At 46.7% G+C, this 17,610-nt stretch carries 19 protein-coding genes; 4 read left to right on the top strand and 15 right to left on the bottom strand.

The genetic code is table 11. The annotated features are described in order from the left end of the window. Positions 1 to 22: 22 nt before the first annotated feature. The 7 genes from J4760_RS11075 to J4760_RS11045 form a co-directional block, all read right to left on the bottom strand. Entirely contained in the window at positions 23 to 325 is a 303-nt protein-coding gene (locus J4760_RS11075) for a metal-sensing transcriptional repressor (protein ID WP_145287565.1), read from the bottom strand. 86 nt (positions 326 to 411) lie between these two features. Next, a complete protein-coding gene (locus J4760_RS11070) occupies positions 412 to 987 on the bottom strand; it encodes a YdhK family protein (protein WP_145287568.1) in 576 nt (191 codons plus the stop codon). A gap of 24 nt (positions 988 to 1,011) precedes the next feature. Next, on the bottom strand, positions 1,012 to 2,424 hold the full coding sequence (locus tag J4760_RS11065; RefSeq protein WP_255695433.1) for an MFS transporter: 1,413 nt from the start codon (positions 2,422 to 2,424) through the stop codon (positions 1,012 to 1,014). 167 nt (positions 2,425 to 2,591) lie between these two features. Next, on the bottom strand, positions 2,592 to 2,870 hold the full coding sequence (locus J4760_RS11060) for a glutaredoxin family protein (RefSeq protein WP_145287574.1): 279 nt from the start codon (positions 2,868 to 2,870) through the stop codon (positions 2,592 to 2,594). Between the two features lie 55 nt (positions 2,871 to 2,925). Then, positions 2,926 to 3,369 (bottom strand): OsmC family protein, encoded by a 444-nt coding sequence (locus J4760_RS11055; protein WP_145287577.1) that lies wholly within the window; start codon positions 3,367 to 3,369, stop codon positions 2,926 to 2,928. Between the two features lie 216 nt (positions 3,370 to 3,585). Continuing rightward, a complete protein-coding gene (locus J4760_RS11050) occupies positions 3,586 to 4,509 on the bottom strand; it encodes a cation diffusion facilitator family transporter (RefSeq protein WP_237605726.1) in 924 nt (307 codons plus the stop codon). A 51-nt stretch (positions 4,510 to 4,560) separates the two neighbouring features. Beyond that, positions 4,561 to 4,824, bottom strand: coding sequence for an ArsR/SmtB family transcription factor (locus J4760_RS11045; RefSeq protein WP_145288245.1), 264 nt, complete (start codon positions 4,822 to 4,824; stop codon positions 4,561 to 4,563). A 223-nt stretch (positions 4,825 to 5,047) separates the two neighbouring features. Between J4760_RS11045 and J4760_RS11040 the strand changes: the two genes are divergently transcribed. Together J4760_RS11040 and J4760_RS11035 are read left to right on the top strand one after the other, a co-directional pair. Continuing rightward, entirely contained in the window at positions 5,048 to 5,527 is a 480-nt protein-coding gene (locus J4760_RS11040) for a hypothetical protein (protein ID WP_145287583.1), read from the top strand. A gap of 91 nt (positions 5,528 to 5,618) precedes the next feature. Continuing rightward, positions 5,619 to 6,344, top strand: coding sequence for a tryptophan-rich sensory protein (locus tag J4760_RS11035; RefSeq protein ID WP_237605725.1), 726 nt, complete (start codon positions 5,619 to 5,621; stop codon positions 6,342 to 6,344). 68 nt (positions 6,345 to 6,412) lie between these two features. Here the strand turns inward: J4760_RS11035 and J4760_RS11030 are convergent, their stop codons facing one another. The 8 genes from J4760_RS11030 to fdhF all read right to left on the bottom strand — a co-directional run bounded on the left by J4760_RS11030 (position 6,413) and on the right by fdhF (position 15,648). Beyond that, positions 6,413 to 6,976, bottom strand: a complete 564-nt coding sequence (locus J4760_RS11030; protein ID WP_237605724.1) for a helix-turn-helix domain-containing protein — start codon at positions 6,974 to 6,976, stop codon at positions 6,413 to 6,415. A gap of 157 nt (positions 6,977 to 7,133) precedes the next feature. Next, a complete protein-coding gene (locus J4760_RS11025; protein WP_237605723.1) occupies positions 7,134 to 8,183 on the bottom strand; it encodes a DUF4179 domain-containing protein in 1,050 nt (349 codons plus the stop codon). Then, complete coding sequence (locus J4760_RS11020) at positions 8,137 to 8,697, bottom strand: sigma-70 family RNA polymerase sigma factor (RefSeq protein ID WP_237605722.1); 561 nt, start codon at positions 8,695 to 8,697, stop codon at positions 8,137 to 8,139. The genes J4760_RS11025 and J4760_RS11020 overlap by 47 nt, the downstream gene beginning before the upstream one ends. Before the next feature lie 152 nt (positions 8,698 to 8,849). After that, positions 8,850 to 10,364, bottom strand: coding sequence for an ABC transporter permease/substrate-binding protein (locus J4760_RS11015; RefSeq protein WP_145287598.1), 1,515 nt, complete (start codon positions 10,362 to 10,364; stop codon positions 8,850 to 8,852). Continuing rightward, positions 10,361 to 11,317, bottom strand: a complete 957-nt coding sequence (locus J4760_RS11010; RefSeq protein ID WP_145287601.1) for an ABC transporter ATP-binding protein — start codon at positions 11,315 to 11,317, stop codon at positions 10,361 to 10,363. Before J4760_RS11010 ends, J4760_RS11015 begins: the two co-directional genes overlap by 4 nt. Before the next feature lie 116 nt (positions 11,318 to 11,433). Then, positions 11,434 to 11,985 (bottom strand): DUF488 domain-containing protein, encoded by a 552-nt coding sequence (locus J4760_RS11005; RefSeq protein ID WP_145287604.1) that lies wholly within the window; start codon positions 11,983 to 11,985, stop codon positions 11,434 to 11,436. 34 nt (positions 11,986 to 12,019) lie between these two features. Continuing rightward, complete coding sequence (locus J4760_RS11000; protein ID WP_145287607.1) at positions 12,020 to 12,697, bottom strand: helical membrane plugin domain-containing protein; 678 nt, start codon at positions 12,695 to 12,697, stop codon at positions 12,020 to 12,022. After that, a complete protein-coding gene (gene fdhF / locus J4760_RS10995; RefSeq protein WP_237605721.1) occupies positions 12,697 to 15,648 on the bottom strand; it encodes a formate dehydrogenase subunit alpha in 2,952 nt (983 codons plus the stop codon). The genes J4760_RS11000 and fdhF overlap by 1 nt, the downstream gene beginning before the upstream one ends. A gap of 212 nt (positions 15,649 to 15,860) precedes the next feature. Between fdhF and J4760_RS10990 the strand changes: the two genes are divergently transcribed. Together J4760_RS10990 and J4760_RS10985 are read left to right on the top strand one after the other, a co-directional pair. Beyond that, a complete protein-coding gene (locus tag J4760_RS10990) occupies positions 15,861 to 17,072 on the top strand; it encodes an NADH:flavin oxidoreductase/NADH oxidase family protein (protein ID WP_237605720.1) in 1,212 nt (403 codons plus the stop codon). A 111-nt stretch (positions 17,073 to 17,183) separates the two neighbouring features. Beyond that, the gene (locus J4760_RS10985; protein WP_237605719.1) at positions 17,184 to 17,588 is read left to right on the top strand and encodes a helix-turn-helix transcriptional regulator; all 405 of its coding nucleotides are present in this window, start codon (positions 17,184 to 17,186) and stop codon (positions 17,586 to 17,588) included. Positions 17,589 to 17,610 lie beyond the last annotated feature (22 nt).

The raw sequence follows: 17,610 nt of genomic DNA, 5'->3' as shown, positions 1-17,610 counted from the left end.
TCCTTATTCGATTTTGCTTTTTCTACTTGGAGAATTGCTTCAGGACCGCCATCAGTTCTTCGATGGAATCAGCACCTTCCCCTTTTTCAATGGCGTCTGTCACACAGTGCTTCATATGTCTTTCGGTTACACTGTATCCGACGTTCTTCAGTGCCGATTCGATGGCACTGATCTGTACCAGAATATCGATACAGTAGCGGTCTTCATCAATCATTTTCTGTATGCCGCGAACTTGCCCTTCGACACGCTTCAGACGATTCAGCATCTTTGTCTTCTCATCCGAAGTTCTTGGTTCGATCGCAAGTGCCTGTAAATGATCCGCCATATATATTCACCACTTTTCATGTGTTATTAATTCATTTCATTATACCCCCTAAGGGTATTAATGTCAAGACAGCGGATTTTGAAAAGCTACTCCAATGGTTCCAGTTCGTCTTCAGTGACCCATTTATGATGTTGGACTTCATTTCCAGTCTCCGTATCCGTATAGCTCACCATGTAGACAGTCGTCTGTTCAGCAGAATCAATCGTCGCAGTGGCACCGTCCATGCCTTCCATATGCGTTGCGTTCATTGTAGCTTCATCCCCTTGTGCTAAAGGTGCTTCGCCCGGATTATCCAGTTCTTCGTGGACTACCCATTTGTGGTTTTCGACCGGGTCGCCGCCTGTCTCAGGAGTATACGTCACAGCATAGGCTGTAGTGTCGAACGCACCTGTAATGGTTGCGGTGGCACCATTCATTCCTGCCATATGCTCTGTGCGTATGATTGCCTGGCTATCCACTGGATAGGTCGGGTCTTCTGCTTCTGCAAGGCTCTCCGGCACTTCGCCTGAGCTGGAGTGGTCCATACCGGAGTGCTCCATTTCAGAATGATCCATACTTTCTTCATGTGATCCATGCTCTGAAGTGCTTTCCTCTGCCCCGCAGGCACCGAGTATCAGTGCCGTCACGGCTGTTGCTCCAAATAGATATTTTATATTTTTCATAATTGATTCCTCCAATGAATGATTTTAGCTTAAAGACTTGCCGGCAGTTGCTGGACTGGCTTTTTGCTCTTCCTGTGTTGCCGGATGTGTGAAAATGATGGCAAGAACAGCTCCCGCTAATGCGATGATTCCGGACCATAGGAAGGCCTGCTGGAATCCGTCATTCAGCATGGCGACTGGATTGGCCGCAGTACTCGCAGATCTTGCTGCGCCTGCGATAGCTACGATGGATGCAAGACCGATGGCAGAACCGATCTGATAGAAAGTGTTATACAGTCCTGATGCAATACCTGATCTGTCCGACCTGACTGCAGCAACCGAAGCGGTTGTTGCCGGCAGATATGCCAGTGCGTTGCCTAAAGATGCAAATAGAGAAGCAAGCAATACATTAGTCCAGTAGTTTCCATCTACCGTTGCCATCTGGGAGAAGAGGAAACCGCCAGCAGCCAGTATGATGAACCCGGCAACCATCGTCTTTTTGATACCGAACTTAGCCATTACTTTCTCAGCAATCATGATCATGAAGAATGCCATGAAAATCGGCATCGGGATCAGCGCCATCGCACTGGTGAATGGTGCCAGCTGTAATACCTGTTGGAGGTATAGTACCAGTATATATACGAGTGGGAACCATGATGCTGCGATCAGGAATACGGAAATGTTTCCGATCATAAGATTGTGTGTCCTAAAAATATTGAGCGGAATAAGCGGTGCTTTTACTCTGGATTGCAGAATCAGGAACAGCAGGAATAGCAATCCGCCGATTGAGAGCGGCAGGATTGTACTCAGAGACTGCCATCCACTGTGCTCAGCTGTAACAATACCGTATACAATGAGCATCAATGATATGGTTACCGCCAGCGCACCGATGTAATCGACACGGCCTTTGACTCTGCCTTTCGTAGCTTGCAGTAGTCTTGGTGAAAAGAATAGAACTGCGAGACCAAGCGGTACATAGAGTAGCAGCGTCCAACGCCATCCTACGAATTCCGTGATGACGCCACCGAGGACGATGCCGAGGGCGCCGCCAGCTGCACCGGACAGACCCCAGAAGGCAAGTGCTTTACCCATTTCCTTTGGGTTTGCGCTGAACAGCAGCATGATCATGGATAATGCTGCTGGAGCGATCAGGGCAGATCCGAGTCCTTGTACAGCTCTTGAGACATTCAGAGCCATTTCACTCCATGCCAACCCTGCAAATAAGGATGAGACAACGAGGATCATGACACCGATATTGAAAATTTTTCTATTGCCGAATAGATCGGCAAGTCTGCCACCCAGTAGCAGGAATCCGCCAAAGAAGATGAGGAATGCACTCATGATCCATTGCAGATTCTCTTGGGTATAGCCAAGTGTTCCCTGTATGGATGGTAATGCAATCTGTATGATTGCCGAGTCCATCATGACGAGGAAGTTGGCAAAACAAAGAAGAAACAGTGCTTTAAAGCGATTCGGATCGGATGTGTGAGTGTTTGTGATGACATGGGAAGAACCTACAGTTCATTTGATTTTATTTCGTCCAAGTTCTACTTTTGCATTAATACCCTTATGGGGTATTAATACGTGTAAAAAAATATAGCGTCAAGAAAGTGCTTTGTAATATTCTAAGTGATATTCAGTAATGTTCTGATCTTTTCTTCATTCTGTTCAAAACCGATCATGCTGGTCCTTTTTCTTTTGATTCCCATAAACGCAGGACGTGAGAAGACAAGGGCAGGAACAATCCTGCTCCCTGTGATCTTCTTGAGGTCCTGTTCTTTCTCGGGCTGCTCTGACAAGTCATATTCTGTATATGAAATGCTATGCGCTCGAAGAAACTGCTTCAGGTTCTGGCAATCTGAACAGGTCGGCCTTGAATAGACTTCCAATTGATAATTCGTCATTCTATTATTCAACTCCTACTTCCAGTGAGATACATTTCGAAGATGAAACAGCGTATTATTCGCCAGTACCTACAGAGATGCTCCCTTCGATGGAAATTTCATTATCTGCTTTTTTCAGTATATTGCCGACAGCACAAGCCTTATCAGCAGATGAAAATGCTCTATCCACCGATTGGACTTCTTTTTCTGTCGCTTCTGCTGATAGTGTAATCTGAGGGTAGTGTACAATCTGCAGGTTGTTTTCTTCAGTCATTCCTGCTTCAGAACGCATTGTGAACTCGGTGACCGGCAGCTTTCTTGCTTCAAGCATGGAAGCCAGTGTCATTGAATAGCATGCTGCGGCAGAAGAGATGAGCATTTCTTTTGGATCCGTACCTGCACCAGTACCGCCCATTGCTTCAGGAATTGCAATTTTGGTATCAATATTTCTGCTATGGATGACACCTTCGCCCTGATTGCCATTCCATACAGTTTCCAGTGTGATGTTTTGATTTGCCATGTTGTTACTTCCTTTATCATTATTATTAGCTGTAGAAAGCTTTTATACACCTTTGGTTTGCTTAAGTGGTTACTGCCTCCTGTATAGCTTGAATGAATCATAACATACCCCCTATGGGTATAGTAAAGTGCAAATGCTCAACCCGATGATAAAATTTATTGTTCAATAAAAAAACGGCAGTTGATGGATGATCAACTGCCGTGTCAGAATTTCGAATCAGTGGCTATGCTTCATGTTGCACATTAAGGCATCTGAATGATGATGGGTTTCATTTTCCATCTGAATCGTTACATGATGGATATTCTTATCCTCAAGCCGCTCTTCAAGAGACTGCAGCAGCTTCTGGCATTCTCGTACTGTCCTACTGCCGTCTACAGTGACATGGCATGACAAGGCATTGAGCCCACTTGAGATGCTCCATATATGCAGATCATGAACGTCGGTCACGCCCTCTTCTTCCTTCATGGTTTCAACAATCCGCTTTATATCTACATTGGAAGGTGTGCCTTCCATAAGAATGTGTACTGCATCTTTAGAGACGTTCCAACCACTGATCAGCACTAAGGTAGCAACAATTACACTGGCCAATGGATCGGCAAAGCCCCAGCCGAAGAACATGATGAGCAGTGCTGCCACGATGGCACCGATTGATCCGAGCAGATCACCGAGGACATGCAGAAAGGCCGCTCTGACATTCAGATTTTCTTTAGTATCGCCGCCGCTCATCATCAGCCAGGCGACCAGTATATTGACTGACAGGCCGATGATTGCAATGATCAGCATCCCGGTCGAGGCCACTTCCGGCGGGTCTGAGAACCGCTGGAATGCTTCATAGAAGATATAGAGGGAAATCAGTATAAGTGTGACGCCGTTGAAAATGGCTGCCAGAATCTCGAATCGTCTATAGCCGAAGGTCTTACTATAGTCCGCGGCCTTTGCTCCGACTGTCATGGCCAGTACAGCGACCCCGAGCGAAATGGCATCACTCAGCATATGGCCTGCATCTGCAAGCAGTGCCAGACTGTTGGTCAGATACCCCCCCACGGCTTCGAGGAGCATAAATGCAGCAATGATGAAGAAACTGGTTTTCAACACAGTCCGATTGGCATTATGATTGTGGTGTTCATGGTCATGTCCCATGGAAAACCCTCCTAAATAACATATGCGTGTACCCACGCGCGTACGTACAAATTAGTTGTGGCGTGCATGATCGATCATCTGTTTCAGCGTCAGCATCACGTGCTCATCATCATTCGAGTAATAGATGCTTGTGCCTTCACGGCGGTACTTCACAAGACGCAGGTTTTTCAGAAACCGCAACTGGTGGGAAACGGTGGATTGTCCAATATCCAGCGTTTCTGCAATCTGATTCACAGAATGTTCTTCTTCGCATATCAAGTTCAATATTCTGATTCTGGTAGGATCACCAAGTGCCTTGAACGTCTGTGACACCATGAAAATCGTTTCGCTATCCAGGTCCTGGATATTTTCCTTTTCAGCTTCAAACTTTTCCAAAGTACTTCACCTCAATCATCAATATCAATATATGAATATATTATCATATATTGTGGGCGGCGACAAATCATCTCTAGGACTGTGGACATTGCCGGAAACTTCTATATAATTTCTTTCTAGTGACCATAGTCATTGAAATAAATTATTTTTTGGAGGCAGGAACATGAGTATCTGGTTTCTACTGAATGGCATGTTGCTCATCTGGGCCATATGGAATGTTGCCTTCGGCATATCCAGCCATGCATCATACATACATATACTACTCGGTTTTGCCGGATTTCTGCTGTTCATCTTCAACTGGACACGAAACGCAGTGTTTTCTACAATCCGCAATGCAGAAAACAGGCAGAACAGGATACGATTGGCGAGAATGTCGAAGCGGATCCGTCCATACCACCGCTGGGTAGGGACATCTGCTCTGATCATCATCCTGCTTCATGGATGGGCAGTCATAGAGCTCTATGGCTTCAATCTGACCAACATGAAGATTCTGACTGGATTCCTCGCTTCCATCAACCTGTTCGTCCTTGTCCTTTCGGGATGGTACCGTTTGCTGATCGACCCCAGAATCAGAGTCAGAAAGCTGCACATCAGACTTGGAATTACAATGTTCATACTGGTCGCCATCCATTTTATTTTCTAATTCAAATAAACGCATCCTGCATATATTGTTTCACCCTTCTCTTTAAAGTAAATAGATAAGAAACAACTAATCGAAGAAAGAGTGAGTACATATGGCTGAACAGAAGAAATGGGCAATTGGATACCTTGTGGCCTTTGCCATCATGATTTTCCTGAACTATTGGAGTGCAACGAATGTGGGGTTTGTGGCAAATAACAACCAGTCCATCATTCAGCCTGCAGGTTTTGCATTCTCAATCTGGGGTGTAATCTATGTATTGCTCTTCATATGGATCATCAAAATCTTCTTTTCAAGAACATGGGAAGATTCCATGGCGTATCGACTGAAATTCTGGCCCATCATCAACTTTCTCCTGAATGGTGCATGGATTCTAGTATTCACCCAGCAGTGGCTGATTGCATCCACGATTGTGATTGCAGCACTGCTTTATACATTGGCAGAAATGTATTCTACGATGACCGAAACCGGATACCACTGGTTCGATCGTCTGCCTTTCTCGATCTATTTTGCATGGGTGACAGTTGCGACCATCGTCAATATCTTTACAGTCACAGTCAGCAACAATGTGGAAACCATCCTTGGACTGGATGAGCTGGCATGGACGGTCATTATTCTGATTGTGGCGACACTGATTGGTCTGGCCATTGCCTTCTTTTTCAAGGACTGGCTCTATCCGCTCGTAATCATCTGGCCCTATTATGGCATCTACGCTGAAAGTGGCAGCGAATATACAAGTGTCAGTATTACATTGCTCATCGGAAGCATTGCACTGCTGCTTGCAGCGATAGTTGTCGGATTCAAAAAACTGCGTAGCTAAATAAAATGGCTCCTGAATCTCTTTCAGGAGCCATTTTTATATTCCATTTATAGTACAGACCGTCTTTTCTAGATCAATGAGAACAGATAGACGCTCAGCAGCATTATGATTATGAATGCGAGTGGCACGCCTACAAGACTCATTACATCCTTCCATCCCTTTTTGGTTGATATTTCTTCTGTCGGCCGCCCTTCACTGAAAGCAACAATCTTTTCGTACGTTCCCAGAGCATGTGTCTTTTTAATCCTTTCTACTTTGATTGCTCCAAGGAGAGCAATGCCGAATGTACAGATTGGTAGGATGATTCCCCATATATTCATGAAGTTGAGGACTACCCCCATCAGTACTGCAGTTGCGAAATAGGCGCCTACCATTGTCCACGACCAGAAATTCATTGCGTTCTTCTGCTTCAAAACTTCGTTTTTCATCATATCCATATCTCCCCTGACCAGATTATCGAGAGAAACATCGAATAGCACACTCATCATTAGAAGCGTTTGAATATCCGGATAGCTATGGCTGTTCTCCCAGTTGGATATTGTCTGCCTGGATACATATAATTTATGTGCAAGTTCCTCCTGGGAGTAGCCATCCCGTTGCCTGTACTTTCTAATTTGAGTGCTGACTTCCATATCGATGTCCTCGTTTCCAGATTAGTCGGGGTATTTCTTTTATACTACCAAGTTCTTTTGACATCGACCATATAATAAGTGTCAAAACGCTTTGACATGCTCTTATTTCCCGGGAAATGAATTATTCCGAATAGGTTTTATTGATAAAATACAGAAATCATCTCAGATTGATGGGTTCATATACAACAGTTGGATTTTTAATATCCTGTATCTTTCCGCTGGATTCAGGAATAACGGAGAGTTCAAATTCTGGGGTCAGGTAGTCTGCATGGTTCAAATCATCTATTGTACCGCTCGAGAATTCAGGATTGAAAGTAAGTACTGTTTCAAATTCATTTTCTGTTTCTGCGGGCGACTTACTGGTCAAGTTGAACAGATAGGTCTTGCCGGATTGATCTTCAAACGTCATATCGTATGTCAGGTTCTTCTCGGAATCTCGTGCATCAATACGTGCTGTGACTGGATTGAGTATAAGTTGATTCAGTGCGACATCATAATCGCCAACATCATAAATTTTTTCCAGGTTGAGATTATGGGTATCCTGGGCGAGCAGAGACTTGGTTGCTGTAAGTTCATATACAGCATTCATATCATCTTTCAGCTCAGTGCCGTCCTGAAAATAGTAGAAGTCGCTGAATTGGAGTGAAATATCCAGTTCGCCATCCGGTACCGGTTCATTCAGACGTTCTGTCATCACCATGGAATAGACGTTATTCTCTTCGTCAACCATTCCGAGTTGTCCAGAAGCGCCGCCGGTGTATGTTTTTCCATTGATTTCAAGCGGCTTCGAGTTCAGACCGATCACTTCGATATCTTCTTTCGCATCAATCAGTACGTTGTACGTGATGTACTGGTCATCTACAAGGACATCAGTCAATTTTATATCTGCATTATCAAAGCTCAATACTTGATTGACTGCGGATGCATACTCGGTGGCATTGGGAGAGAAGGTGTTCGTCAGACTATAACTGAAATCATCCAGAAACGTGGAGACACTCGCCTGGATGTCCTCGTTGAATGCGACAGGGATCAGCACCAGTACAGCGGCTGCTGCAGTAACCAGGGAGCGGACTGGCCTTCTCGTCTTCTTCTTGATTGTCCGGCTTGATTTGAAGTTGCTGAAGTAATGCTCCAGTTCTTCATTGTTAAGTGCGTCAGCTCTATAGTCTTCTGTTTGCGTGTGATTGAACTGTTTGTAGATGCTCATCCTTATGCCTCCTTAGTTTCTTCCTTGCTCTCGATATCCGGTTGTAGACATTATCTCTGCTGGTTCCCTTCATTCTTGCGGCATCTTCGACAGAATATCCTTCCACAAAGACAAGCGTCATCAGTTGCTGATCCTTGTCATTCAGATCTTTTATCAGATCGTTCCATTCTTCTTCCCAAAGTTGCTGATGCTGATCTTCATGAATGGCTGGGTGCTCATCGTATGCTTCGTGCTTCTCTTTACTATGCTTGCGCAGAAGGTCTATGGCTTTGAAACGTGTGATGGACAGTACCCAGTTTTTAAACGAAGACTGTGATGGATTAAAATCCTCAATATGGTTCCAGACTGCCAGCAGGGCATCATTCATGCACTCGTCAATATGGCTCTCAAGATGGTACAGATGACGTTGCGAGACGCTTTTCATCAGGCCACCATAGTGCTGAAGCAAGTATCTGATACCTGTTTCGTCTTGTGAACGAATCAGCTGCACCATTTGTTCTTCATTGGAATCCAACTGATTTCCTCCTTTACTGTTGTGTTCACTTCTATATTCGAAAACAAATGGGAATTTCTATCACTGTTCCTGCTTTTTTATGTAATTTTTTCAAATAAAAACCCTGTATTACAGTAGGTCTGTAATACAGGGCATCGGCTGGATGATAGAAACTACTCTATCAGACCTGCCTCTTGCAGATATTCTTCAGCCACAACATAAGGATCTTCGCCTTCTTCAGCCACACGGTAGTTCATCTCCTGCATCTCTTCGTTGCTGATCATGCCACCGAGCTTGTTCAGTGGTTCAATAATCTCAGGATGTTCATCGAGGAATGACTGCTTGAATAAAGGTGCGCCCTGGTATGGCGGGAAAACGTTTCTATCATCTTCAAGTACGACCATATCGAACTGTCTGAGCTCTGCATCTGTGGAGTATGCATCAATCAGGTTGATGTCTCCTGCTTCAACAGCCGGATATCTGAGACTTGGCTCCATGGTCACTACCTCATTGAAGTCCAGATTATAGGCATCCAGCAGAGCCGGAAAGCCGTCTGCACGGTCATTGAACTCTGCAGTGAGCCCAGGATAGATCTGGTTTTGTATTTCTCTCAGATCTCCGATGGTTTCAAGGTTATGTTCTTCTGCAAAATCTCGCTTTACAGCAAGTGCATAGGTATTGTTGTACTGCATCGGCTCGAGCAGTGTCATACCGAACTGTTCCTGGAGTCCGGATTTGGCCTGTTCGTAGACCGCTTCTTCCTCTTTCGATTCAAGTTCTTCTTTTGTCAGCTCAGCGATGACGGTGCCTGTAAATTCAAGGTAGCCATCAATATCATCGGATCTCAGTGCATTGAACAGGAAGGTTGTCCTGCCAAGTCCATCTTCCACATTGACTGTATAATCTGTTTCTTCTTCGATCAGAATTTTATACATATTTGTAATGATGGCGGGTTCTGTGCCCAGTTTACCTGCGATGGTGATGGAATCTTCTCTCTGAGCAAGCAGCGGAGCAACAGTAATTGCCAGCATGGCAATCAGAATGGTTCCAAGCGTAATGATGATCTTCTTATAGGATAATCTCTGAATGATACGCAGCAATACATCAAAAAGAATGGCCAGCAGCGCTGCCGGAATGGCACCGATGAGAATGAGGGATGTATTGTTGCGGTCGATTCCGAGCAGGATCAGATCTCCAAGACCGCCGGCACCGATCAGGGCAGCAAGGGTCGCGGTCCCGATGATCAGCACCATCGCTGTGCGTATCCCTGCCATGATGACCGGCATTGCAATCGGCAGTTCGACCTTGGTCAGCCGGCGCATCGGTTTCATACCGATACCTTTGGCCGCTTCGACAAGTGAATCATCCACTTCGTCGATTCCGGTAAACGTATTACGTAGAATCGGCAACAGTGCATAGACAGTCAGGGCGATGATTGCCGGTACTTTACCAATACCGAAAAGCGGTATCATGAGCCCGAGCAGTGCCAGGGATGGGATGGTCTGAAGTACAGCTGCTATGTTGATGACAAATTCCGATATCTTCTTTGTTTTTGTCAGCAGGATACCAAGTGGCAAACCGATGATGACAGCAATTATAAGAGAAATGAAGGAAATCTGGATGTGTTCAATCAGCGTGGTCAGCAGTTCTCCTTTTCGTGCATCCAGTGTTTCGAAGAAGGTGTTCATTGCTTATCACCTCGCTGACTTGTTGCAAGATACTTGAAGACATCGTGATGTTTCAGTACTTTCCTCTCGCCATCTTCCCGGATGACAACACCTTCATGATCTGACAGGTGCTGATAGATATCCTGAAGTGTTGCATCGTGTGCGACCTCAGGATAGCCGGGAGTATCTCCGGGATCAAGTGGTGGATATGTCCTGATGATATCCGCAATCGTTACCTGCTGCATCCTGTATGACTCGAGGTTGCCGATGAACTCCCTGACAAAGTCATTCTTCGGGTTGGCCATAAACTCTTCAGGCGTACCGATCTGTTCCACATGACCCTCTCTAAGCAGACATACACGGTCACCAATCTTCAATGCCTCCTGGATATCATGGGTGACGAAGACAATCGTCTTTTTAATTTTTTTCTGCAATTCGACCAGATCGTCCTGAAGTTTCTCCCTGCTGATCGGGTCGAGTGCACTGAACGGCTCATCCATAAGTATAAGGGGTGGGTCGGCAGCCAGTGCTCTTACAACACCAACACGCTGCTGCTGACCACCGGAAAGTTCATCTGGTGTACGATGCTTGTACTGTTCCGGTTCCAGGCCGACCATCGTCAGCAGTTCATCAATTCTTTCATTGATCTTCCTATCGTTCCATTTCTTCATCTGGGGAACCTGGGCAATATTTTCCTTGATGGTCATATGCGGGAAAAGGGCGATCTGCTGAAGTACATAGCCAATATCCCAACGCATCTCGTAGATCGGGTAGTCACTGATCGGCTTATCTTTGAAATAGATATAACCTTCACTAAGTGGTATCAGACGATTGATCATCTTCAATGTGGTTGTTTTGCCGCAACCGGAAGGGCCGATCAGAACAAATATTTCCCCTTCTCTGATATTGAAACTCACATCGTCCACTGCAAGCTTGTCGCCGTATCGTTTTGTCACATTTTTAAATTCAATCATTTGTCTGCTCCTATGGGAAGTCTTATATGCTGATTATAAAGAAAGTTGTGCTAAATGAAAATAATTTCAACTGATGGACATTTCCTTGTTCCAGCTGACCGTCAAGTACCTGAGAATTATACGTCTTCAGGGTACACGACAGTGCCGTCTGCCTCTATGATCGGCATTGCCCCCCATTTGCCGAGAACATGGTGAACCAGTTCCGGTTCGTTTTTGCTGTTATTGATGATGTGCTGGACTGTCCAATCGTGTGCCGCAAGCCAGTTGCTGATGATCAGACGATGGCAGCGGGCAGGGTGCCGCTCTGAACACATGCAGACTATATTGTATGAAGCTGCCTTGTCTACCAGCATTTCAATACCTGAAGAGAAATCTTCTGTCAGCGTATAGTCTGCGTAATTGTGGAATGAAACATTATTCCAGCCGCTGTTCAGATTGCTGCCTACATTTGAGGCAGTACCGCGCCTGCCTCCGAGCAGGGGAAAATGATTGTAGCCGATACCCGCTTCCTTCAGCCATTCTTTCATTTCTTCTCCATTGAATTGAGGGTGTTTTCTGCTGTATGGATAGGCACGTACATCTGCCACAAACTCGATGCTTGCGGATTCAAGCATCTGCAGAAACTGCTCTTTCGTATTGGTTGAATGTCCAGCAGTAAATATTCTCATCAGTTCAGTCCTCTTCCTATCATTATTGCCTTCATCAGACGGAAGTTCTGTCTTTGGCCTGCCTCCCCTTCATAAGTAGCGGGATTGCCACGCCCCATGCGCCTGCCGCCAGAACATACCATCCTGTATTGGACTTGCGGTTTGATGGTTGGACGCTTTTCTTATTTGTGGAGCTTGTCCCCATTTCCTTGCCGGGATTCTCAAGACGTTCCTTTTGAGGTTCAACACGCTCTTTTGCATCCTGCTGTTCTCCCATCCCTTTCAGCATGCAAAGAAGGACGTTCATGCCCTCGATGACTTCAGGGTCCTTCACGGCACCAAGCAGTCCTCCATATCCGGCAGGCTGCCCTTCATGTTCGTATTCTGCCGCGCGCGCAATACCACTGTTTATTTTCAGTGCAATGGGTTCGAGCTGCTCCATGTCGATATTGCCGAGAAGCTGGAACAGCAGCATGGCGTTTTTAACCGACTTGGGTGTATCGGAGGCATCGAGTGCCGTAACAATGCGGGTAATGATTTTGTCACTCTGGCCAAGACTGCTGTTGACCATGTTGAGTATTTCGCGTTCCCGCATCTTTTCCACGATATCAAAAATATCCTTAAGCGTCTCCTTGTGGTCCACCAGCAGTGTCTCCAGTTCCCTTACGCCTTTCTCGTGTGCCACTTCAGGATCCACTTTCATCCTATGGATGACTTTCGTTGCTTTCGCCATTACCTATTCCCCCTTCTCTCTTTGACAAGATCACCTGGGAATATATAGTCTTCCCTGGCCCACTTCTCCTCTACGCGGACACCAATCTGGGGCTGCGGGTTGCCATAGCGATGGTTGATTTTTGGTAGTGGGCTTTTCCCTTTCGGTTCGAGTACCTCCATTTTTACAGAGACCTCCTTGTAGGCCGGTGTATCCGTATCCTTGTCGGCATGAGAGCTTGTCAGGTAGTTGATGGCCCCTTCGTCGCTTGAGTTCATCGGCAGATAGAGCTGATTGCCGAATACACGGTCTGTCACAATACAGCTGACTTTGACGCTGCCATAAGGGGATGTCAGCCGGACTTTTGTACCATCCTCTATCTTGCGTTCCTTCGCAAGATCGGGTGAAACTTCCAGGAATACTTCAGGGGTTTTGGCAGTGATGCCTTCTGATTTATAGGTCAGATTGCCTTCATGGAAGTGTTCCAGCAGGCGGCCATTGTTGACGTGAAGATCATACTCGCTTTCAAATTCAAGCGGCTTCGTCCATTCCACCGGCCATAGTCGTGCTTTGCCCCCAGGCAGTGGAAATTCCTTTTCAAATAGCAGTGGTGTATCCGTACCGTCCTCTGCCACCGGCCACTGTAGACTATCGTAGCCCTCCAGTCGATCATAGCTGACACCTGCAAACAGCGGCGTCAGCGAGGCAGCTTCATCCATGATCTCGCTCGGATGTGCATAGTTCCAGTCGGCACCCATACGGTTGGCGATTTCTGTGATGATCTGCCAGTCAGGCTTCGAGTCACCGAGTGGGTCCATGACTTTATAGAGACGTTGGAAACGGCGTTCGGTATTGACGAATGTGCCATCCTTCTCAAGGCTCGGGCTTGCAGGCAGGACGACATCCGCATACTCGCACGTCTTCGAGAAGAATATATCCTGCACAACGAAGAACTTCAGCTTTTCATAGGCGGAATGGACGTGGTTTAGGTTGGAATCGACGATGCCCATGTCCTCCCCTTTCAAGTAAAGCACTTCAAGGTCGCCGTCATGTATGGCGTCCACCATCTCATGGTTGTTGAGCCCCGGTTTTGTCGGTATTTCAGTCCCCCAGCTCTTTTCGAAACGGGCACGGACAGCATCATCGCTGACGAACTGGTACCCGGGGAAGCGGTCCGGCATGCTGCCGAAGTCACTCGCCCCCTGGACATTGTTGTGGCCACGAAGCGGATAGGAACCGGCACCGGGCTTCATGTAGTTGCCGGTGACAAGCAGCAGGTTGGAGATGGCTGTGCTTGTATCGCTGCCGCCGCCATGCTGGGTGACACCCATGGCCCATAGGATGGATGTACTTTTCGCTTCATGGATGGATGTTGCGATGCTGATCAGTTCCTTTTTCGTCATGCCGGTCACTTCCGACGCATAATCCAATGTATATTTATCAAGGCTGGCAAAGTAGGCATCGACATCATTGACGTGGTCGCGCAGGAAGGCCCGATCGTGCCATCCCTTATCGATGATGTACTTCGTTACAGCTGACAGCCATACGAGATCACTGCCAGGTGCGGGTCTGACAAAGAGATCTGCCCGGTTGGCCAGTTCATGCTCACGCAGATCGGCCACAATCACTTTCTGTCCATGCAGCTTCTGCGCTCGCTTGACGCGTGTAGCCAGTACGGGGTGGGATTCTGCCGTATTGGATCCGATGGAGATGACAAGTTCTGCCTGGGCGATATCCGTAATGCTGCCCGAGTCGCCTCCGTAGCCGACAGTACGCCACAGTCCCATTGTCGCTGGTGACTGGCAGTATCTTGAACAGTTGTCGATATTGTTAGTTCCGATGACACCGCGACCCAGCTTTTGCATCAGGTAGGATTCTTCATTTGTACATTTGGAAGAGGAAATGAAAGCCAGAGCGTCCGGTCCCTTGCCTTTCAGCGTCGCTGTGAACTTGCTTTCGATGAGGTCGAGCGCCTCTTCCCATTCTGCTTCCCTGAAGGCATCCCCTTCCCTGATCAATGGTTTCTTGAGGCGCTCCTCACTGTTCACAAAATCCCAGCCGAATTTTCCTTTGACACAAGTGGATACACCATTCGCTGGCGCCTCGCTGCGCGGCTCGATCTTCAGTATCTCGCGCCCTTTCGTCCACACATCAAATGAACAGCCAACGCCACAATACGTACATACCGTCTTCGTCTTATCGATGCGCTCCTCGCGCATCTGCGCTTCCACATCGGAGAGTGTCATCAGAGACTCATAGCCCGTCTCTACATTTTTTGTAATATTGACCATGGGTCTGAAGGATTCACGCGCCATGCCGGTCAGGAAACCCGCTTCCCCTTCCATGCCGACCTCCATCATCGCATTGCATGGGCAGACTGTTGAGCAGTGTCCACAGTTTACACAGGAGGAATCATCGATCGTCGTATCGTTATCCCAGATGACACGCGGTTTTTTCAGGGTCCAGTCGATCAGCAGTGTTTCATTCACCTGCAGATCCTGGCATGCTTCCACACAACGGCCACACAGGATGCACTGGTCAGGGTCATAGCGGTAGAAAGCATTGCGCATTACACCCGCATCTTTCCCCTCATGCGGCGTCTCCTGATGGCTGATCCGGAGCTCCTTGACTGTATTATGTATTTCACAGTTGCCGTTGTTGAAGTCACAGACGGTGCAGTAGAGTTCATGGTTGCCAAGAATACGGTCCATCGCAATGAGCTGGGCCTCATGTACATCCTCGCCCACTGTTTCCACAACATCCCCTTTTTTCAATTGTGTCGAGCAGGACCGTACATATTCCCCATTCACTTTGACGATGCATGTATCACATGTCTCCAGTGCACCCAGATCCGGGTGGTAGCATAGATTTGGAGGTTCTAAAGCTGTGTCTTTCAAATGGTCGAGCACGGAACTGCTGCTGACAGCTTGCTGCTTGCTACCGTTGAGCTCGAACTCAAAAAAGTCCTTCATCCCCATTCCCCTTTTCAAATTAAATTTTATAAGGCTTTTCCCTTATATTGTAAAATTCAAACATTTTAGAATACTGTATGGTTAAAGTGTACTCCAATTCTTGAATTTATAAAATGATATATTACGAGCTTTTCTATAGTGCTCTGATAATATGGGTTACAAATTGAAAGTATCGGGAAAAGCATATGAGAATGGAGAAAGAGGAGGAACCGATGATGAGAGTGGCAGAACCGCTGAAACTTGCGAACGGCGTTGAACTTAAGAACCGGTTCTTCAAATCGGCAATGAGCGAAACGATGGCAAGCAGCATGAACCAGCCGAATGAAAAACATATCAGACTGTATCACGAATGGGCAAAAGGGGGTGCCGGCGTTGTGGTCACAGGCAATGTCATGGTCGACCGTAATGCTCTGGGCGAGCCGGGTAACGTCGTTATAGAAGATGAACGGGATATCGGGATGCTTCGGGAATGGGCACGCAAGGGTACGGAGAACGGAACTCAACTCTGGATGCAGCTCAATCACCCGGGAAAGCAGTCGCCGAAGTCCATGTCACGGGAACCGGTGGCACCGAGTGCGGTACCGCTCGGAGACAAATTCAGAGGGGCATTCAATCCACCAAGAGCTTTGACGGTCGAGGAGATCAAACAACTTGTCCAAAAGTTTGCAAATACTGCCCGCCTAGCTAGGAAAGCGGGGTTTACGGGTGTACAGATTCACGGGGCACATGGCTACCTCGTCAACCAGTTTCTTTCTCCACACGACAATCAAAGAGAAGATGAATATGGCGGCAGACTTGAGAACCGCATGAAGTTCCTTGTAGAAATATATGAAGAGATGCGTTACGCAGTAGGTGCGGATTATCCGATTGCATTGAAGCTCAATTCATCGGACTTCAGTAGAGTAGGTTTCACAGAAGAGGAATCGATACAAGTGGTCGAGAAGATGGCATCACTCGGCTTGGATCTGATCGAAATATCCGGCGGCAACTATGAACAGCCGAAAATGTCGACAGGAACGGATTCCGAAGTATTCTTCCTGGACTATGCACGGAAACTGAAAGAGAAAGTCGATATCCCGGTTGTCGTAACAGGCGGGTTCCGTTCTCCTGAAAGCATGGAATCGGCACTTGAGAAAAATCACACCGATATGATCGGCATCGCCCGGCCGCTGGCACTCGAACCGCATCTGCCCAAAGAGATCATGGCGGGAAGTAACGCCGAAATAACGACCCAGCACCTTACTACAGGCGTGAAGGCGCTTGACGCAAACATCGGTCCCGCTGTCGGCAATGTATACTATGCCATGCAGCTTAAAAGAATTGCTGAAGGTAAAGCTACCCAGCGTCACACCAATGCATGGCGACCGCTCCTGCATCTTATCGCGACACATGGTCCCCATGCACTCAAACCGAAGCGAAGATGAAAGTTCATTAAGTAAAAGTAGTATGCAAACAAGACGTTTGCCTTTGTAACAATAAGTTTATACCAAAACCCTCCAGAATAATGTAGGCTTTACCCAAAGGAGGCTTTGCATATGAATGACGAATTCGGCAACAAACTTAAGGTACTCAGGGAAGAAAAAGGATGGAGTCAGGATAAGCTGGCCAAAGAATTGAATGTTTCGCGTCAGGCAGTCTATAAATGGGAAACCAACAAAGGTTATCCCGATATTAAAAACCTGATCATAATAAGCGATATTTTTAGTGTTACAATCGACGAGCTGATCAAAAGTGATGAAGAACTGCAAAATAAGATCAGTATCGATGAAGATGAATTATATGGGGATAACGATCCCGGCTTTTATATAGGTCTCCTCCTGGTGGTGCTCGGCATTTTCCTCTTTGATGATTCACTATCCACCACCTTTATGATTCTAGGTTTGATGTCCATCGTTTTTTTCAATGACTTCATGAAATCACTTGTATCATTTTTCAAGTAGACTAAGCCGGTCACGTAGAAAG

The sequence above is a fragment of the Salinicoccus sp. ID82-1 genome, from assembly GCF_021991715.1.
Taxonomy (GTDB): domain Bacteria; phylum Bacillota; class Bacilli; order Staphylococcales; family Salinicoccaceae; genus Salinicoccus; species Salinicoccus cyprini.
The sequence above is the reverse complement of the archived record's forward strand: the minus strand, read 5'-3'. Positions and strand labels throughout refer to the sequence as shown.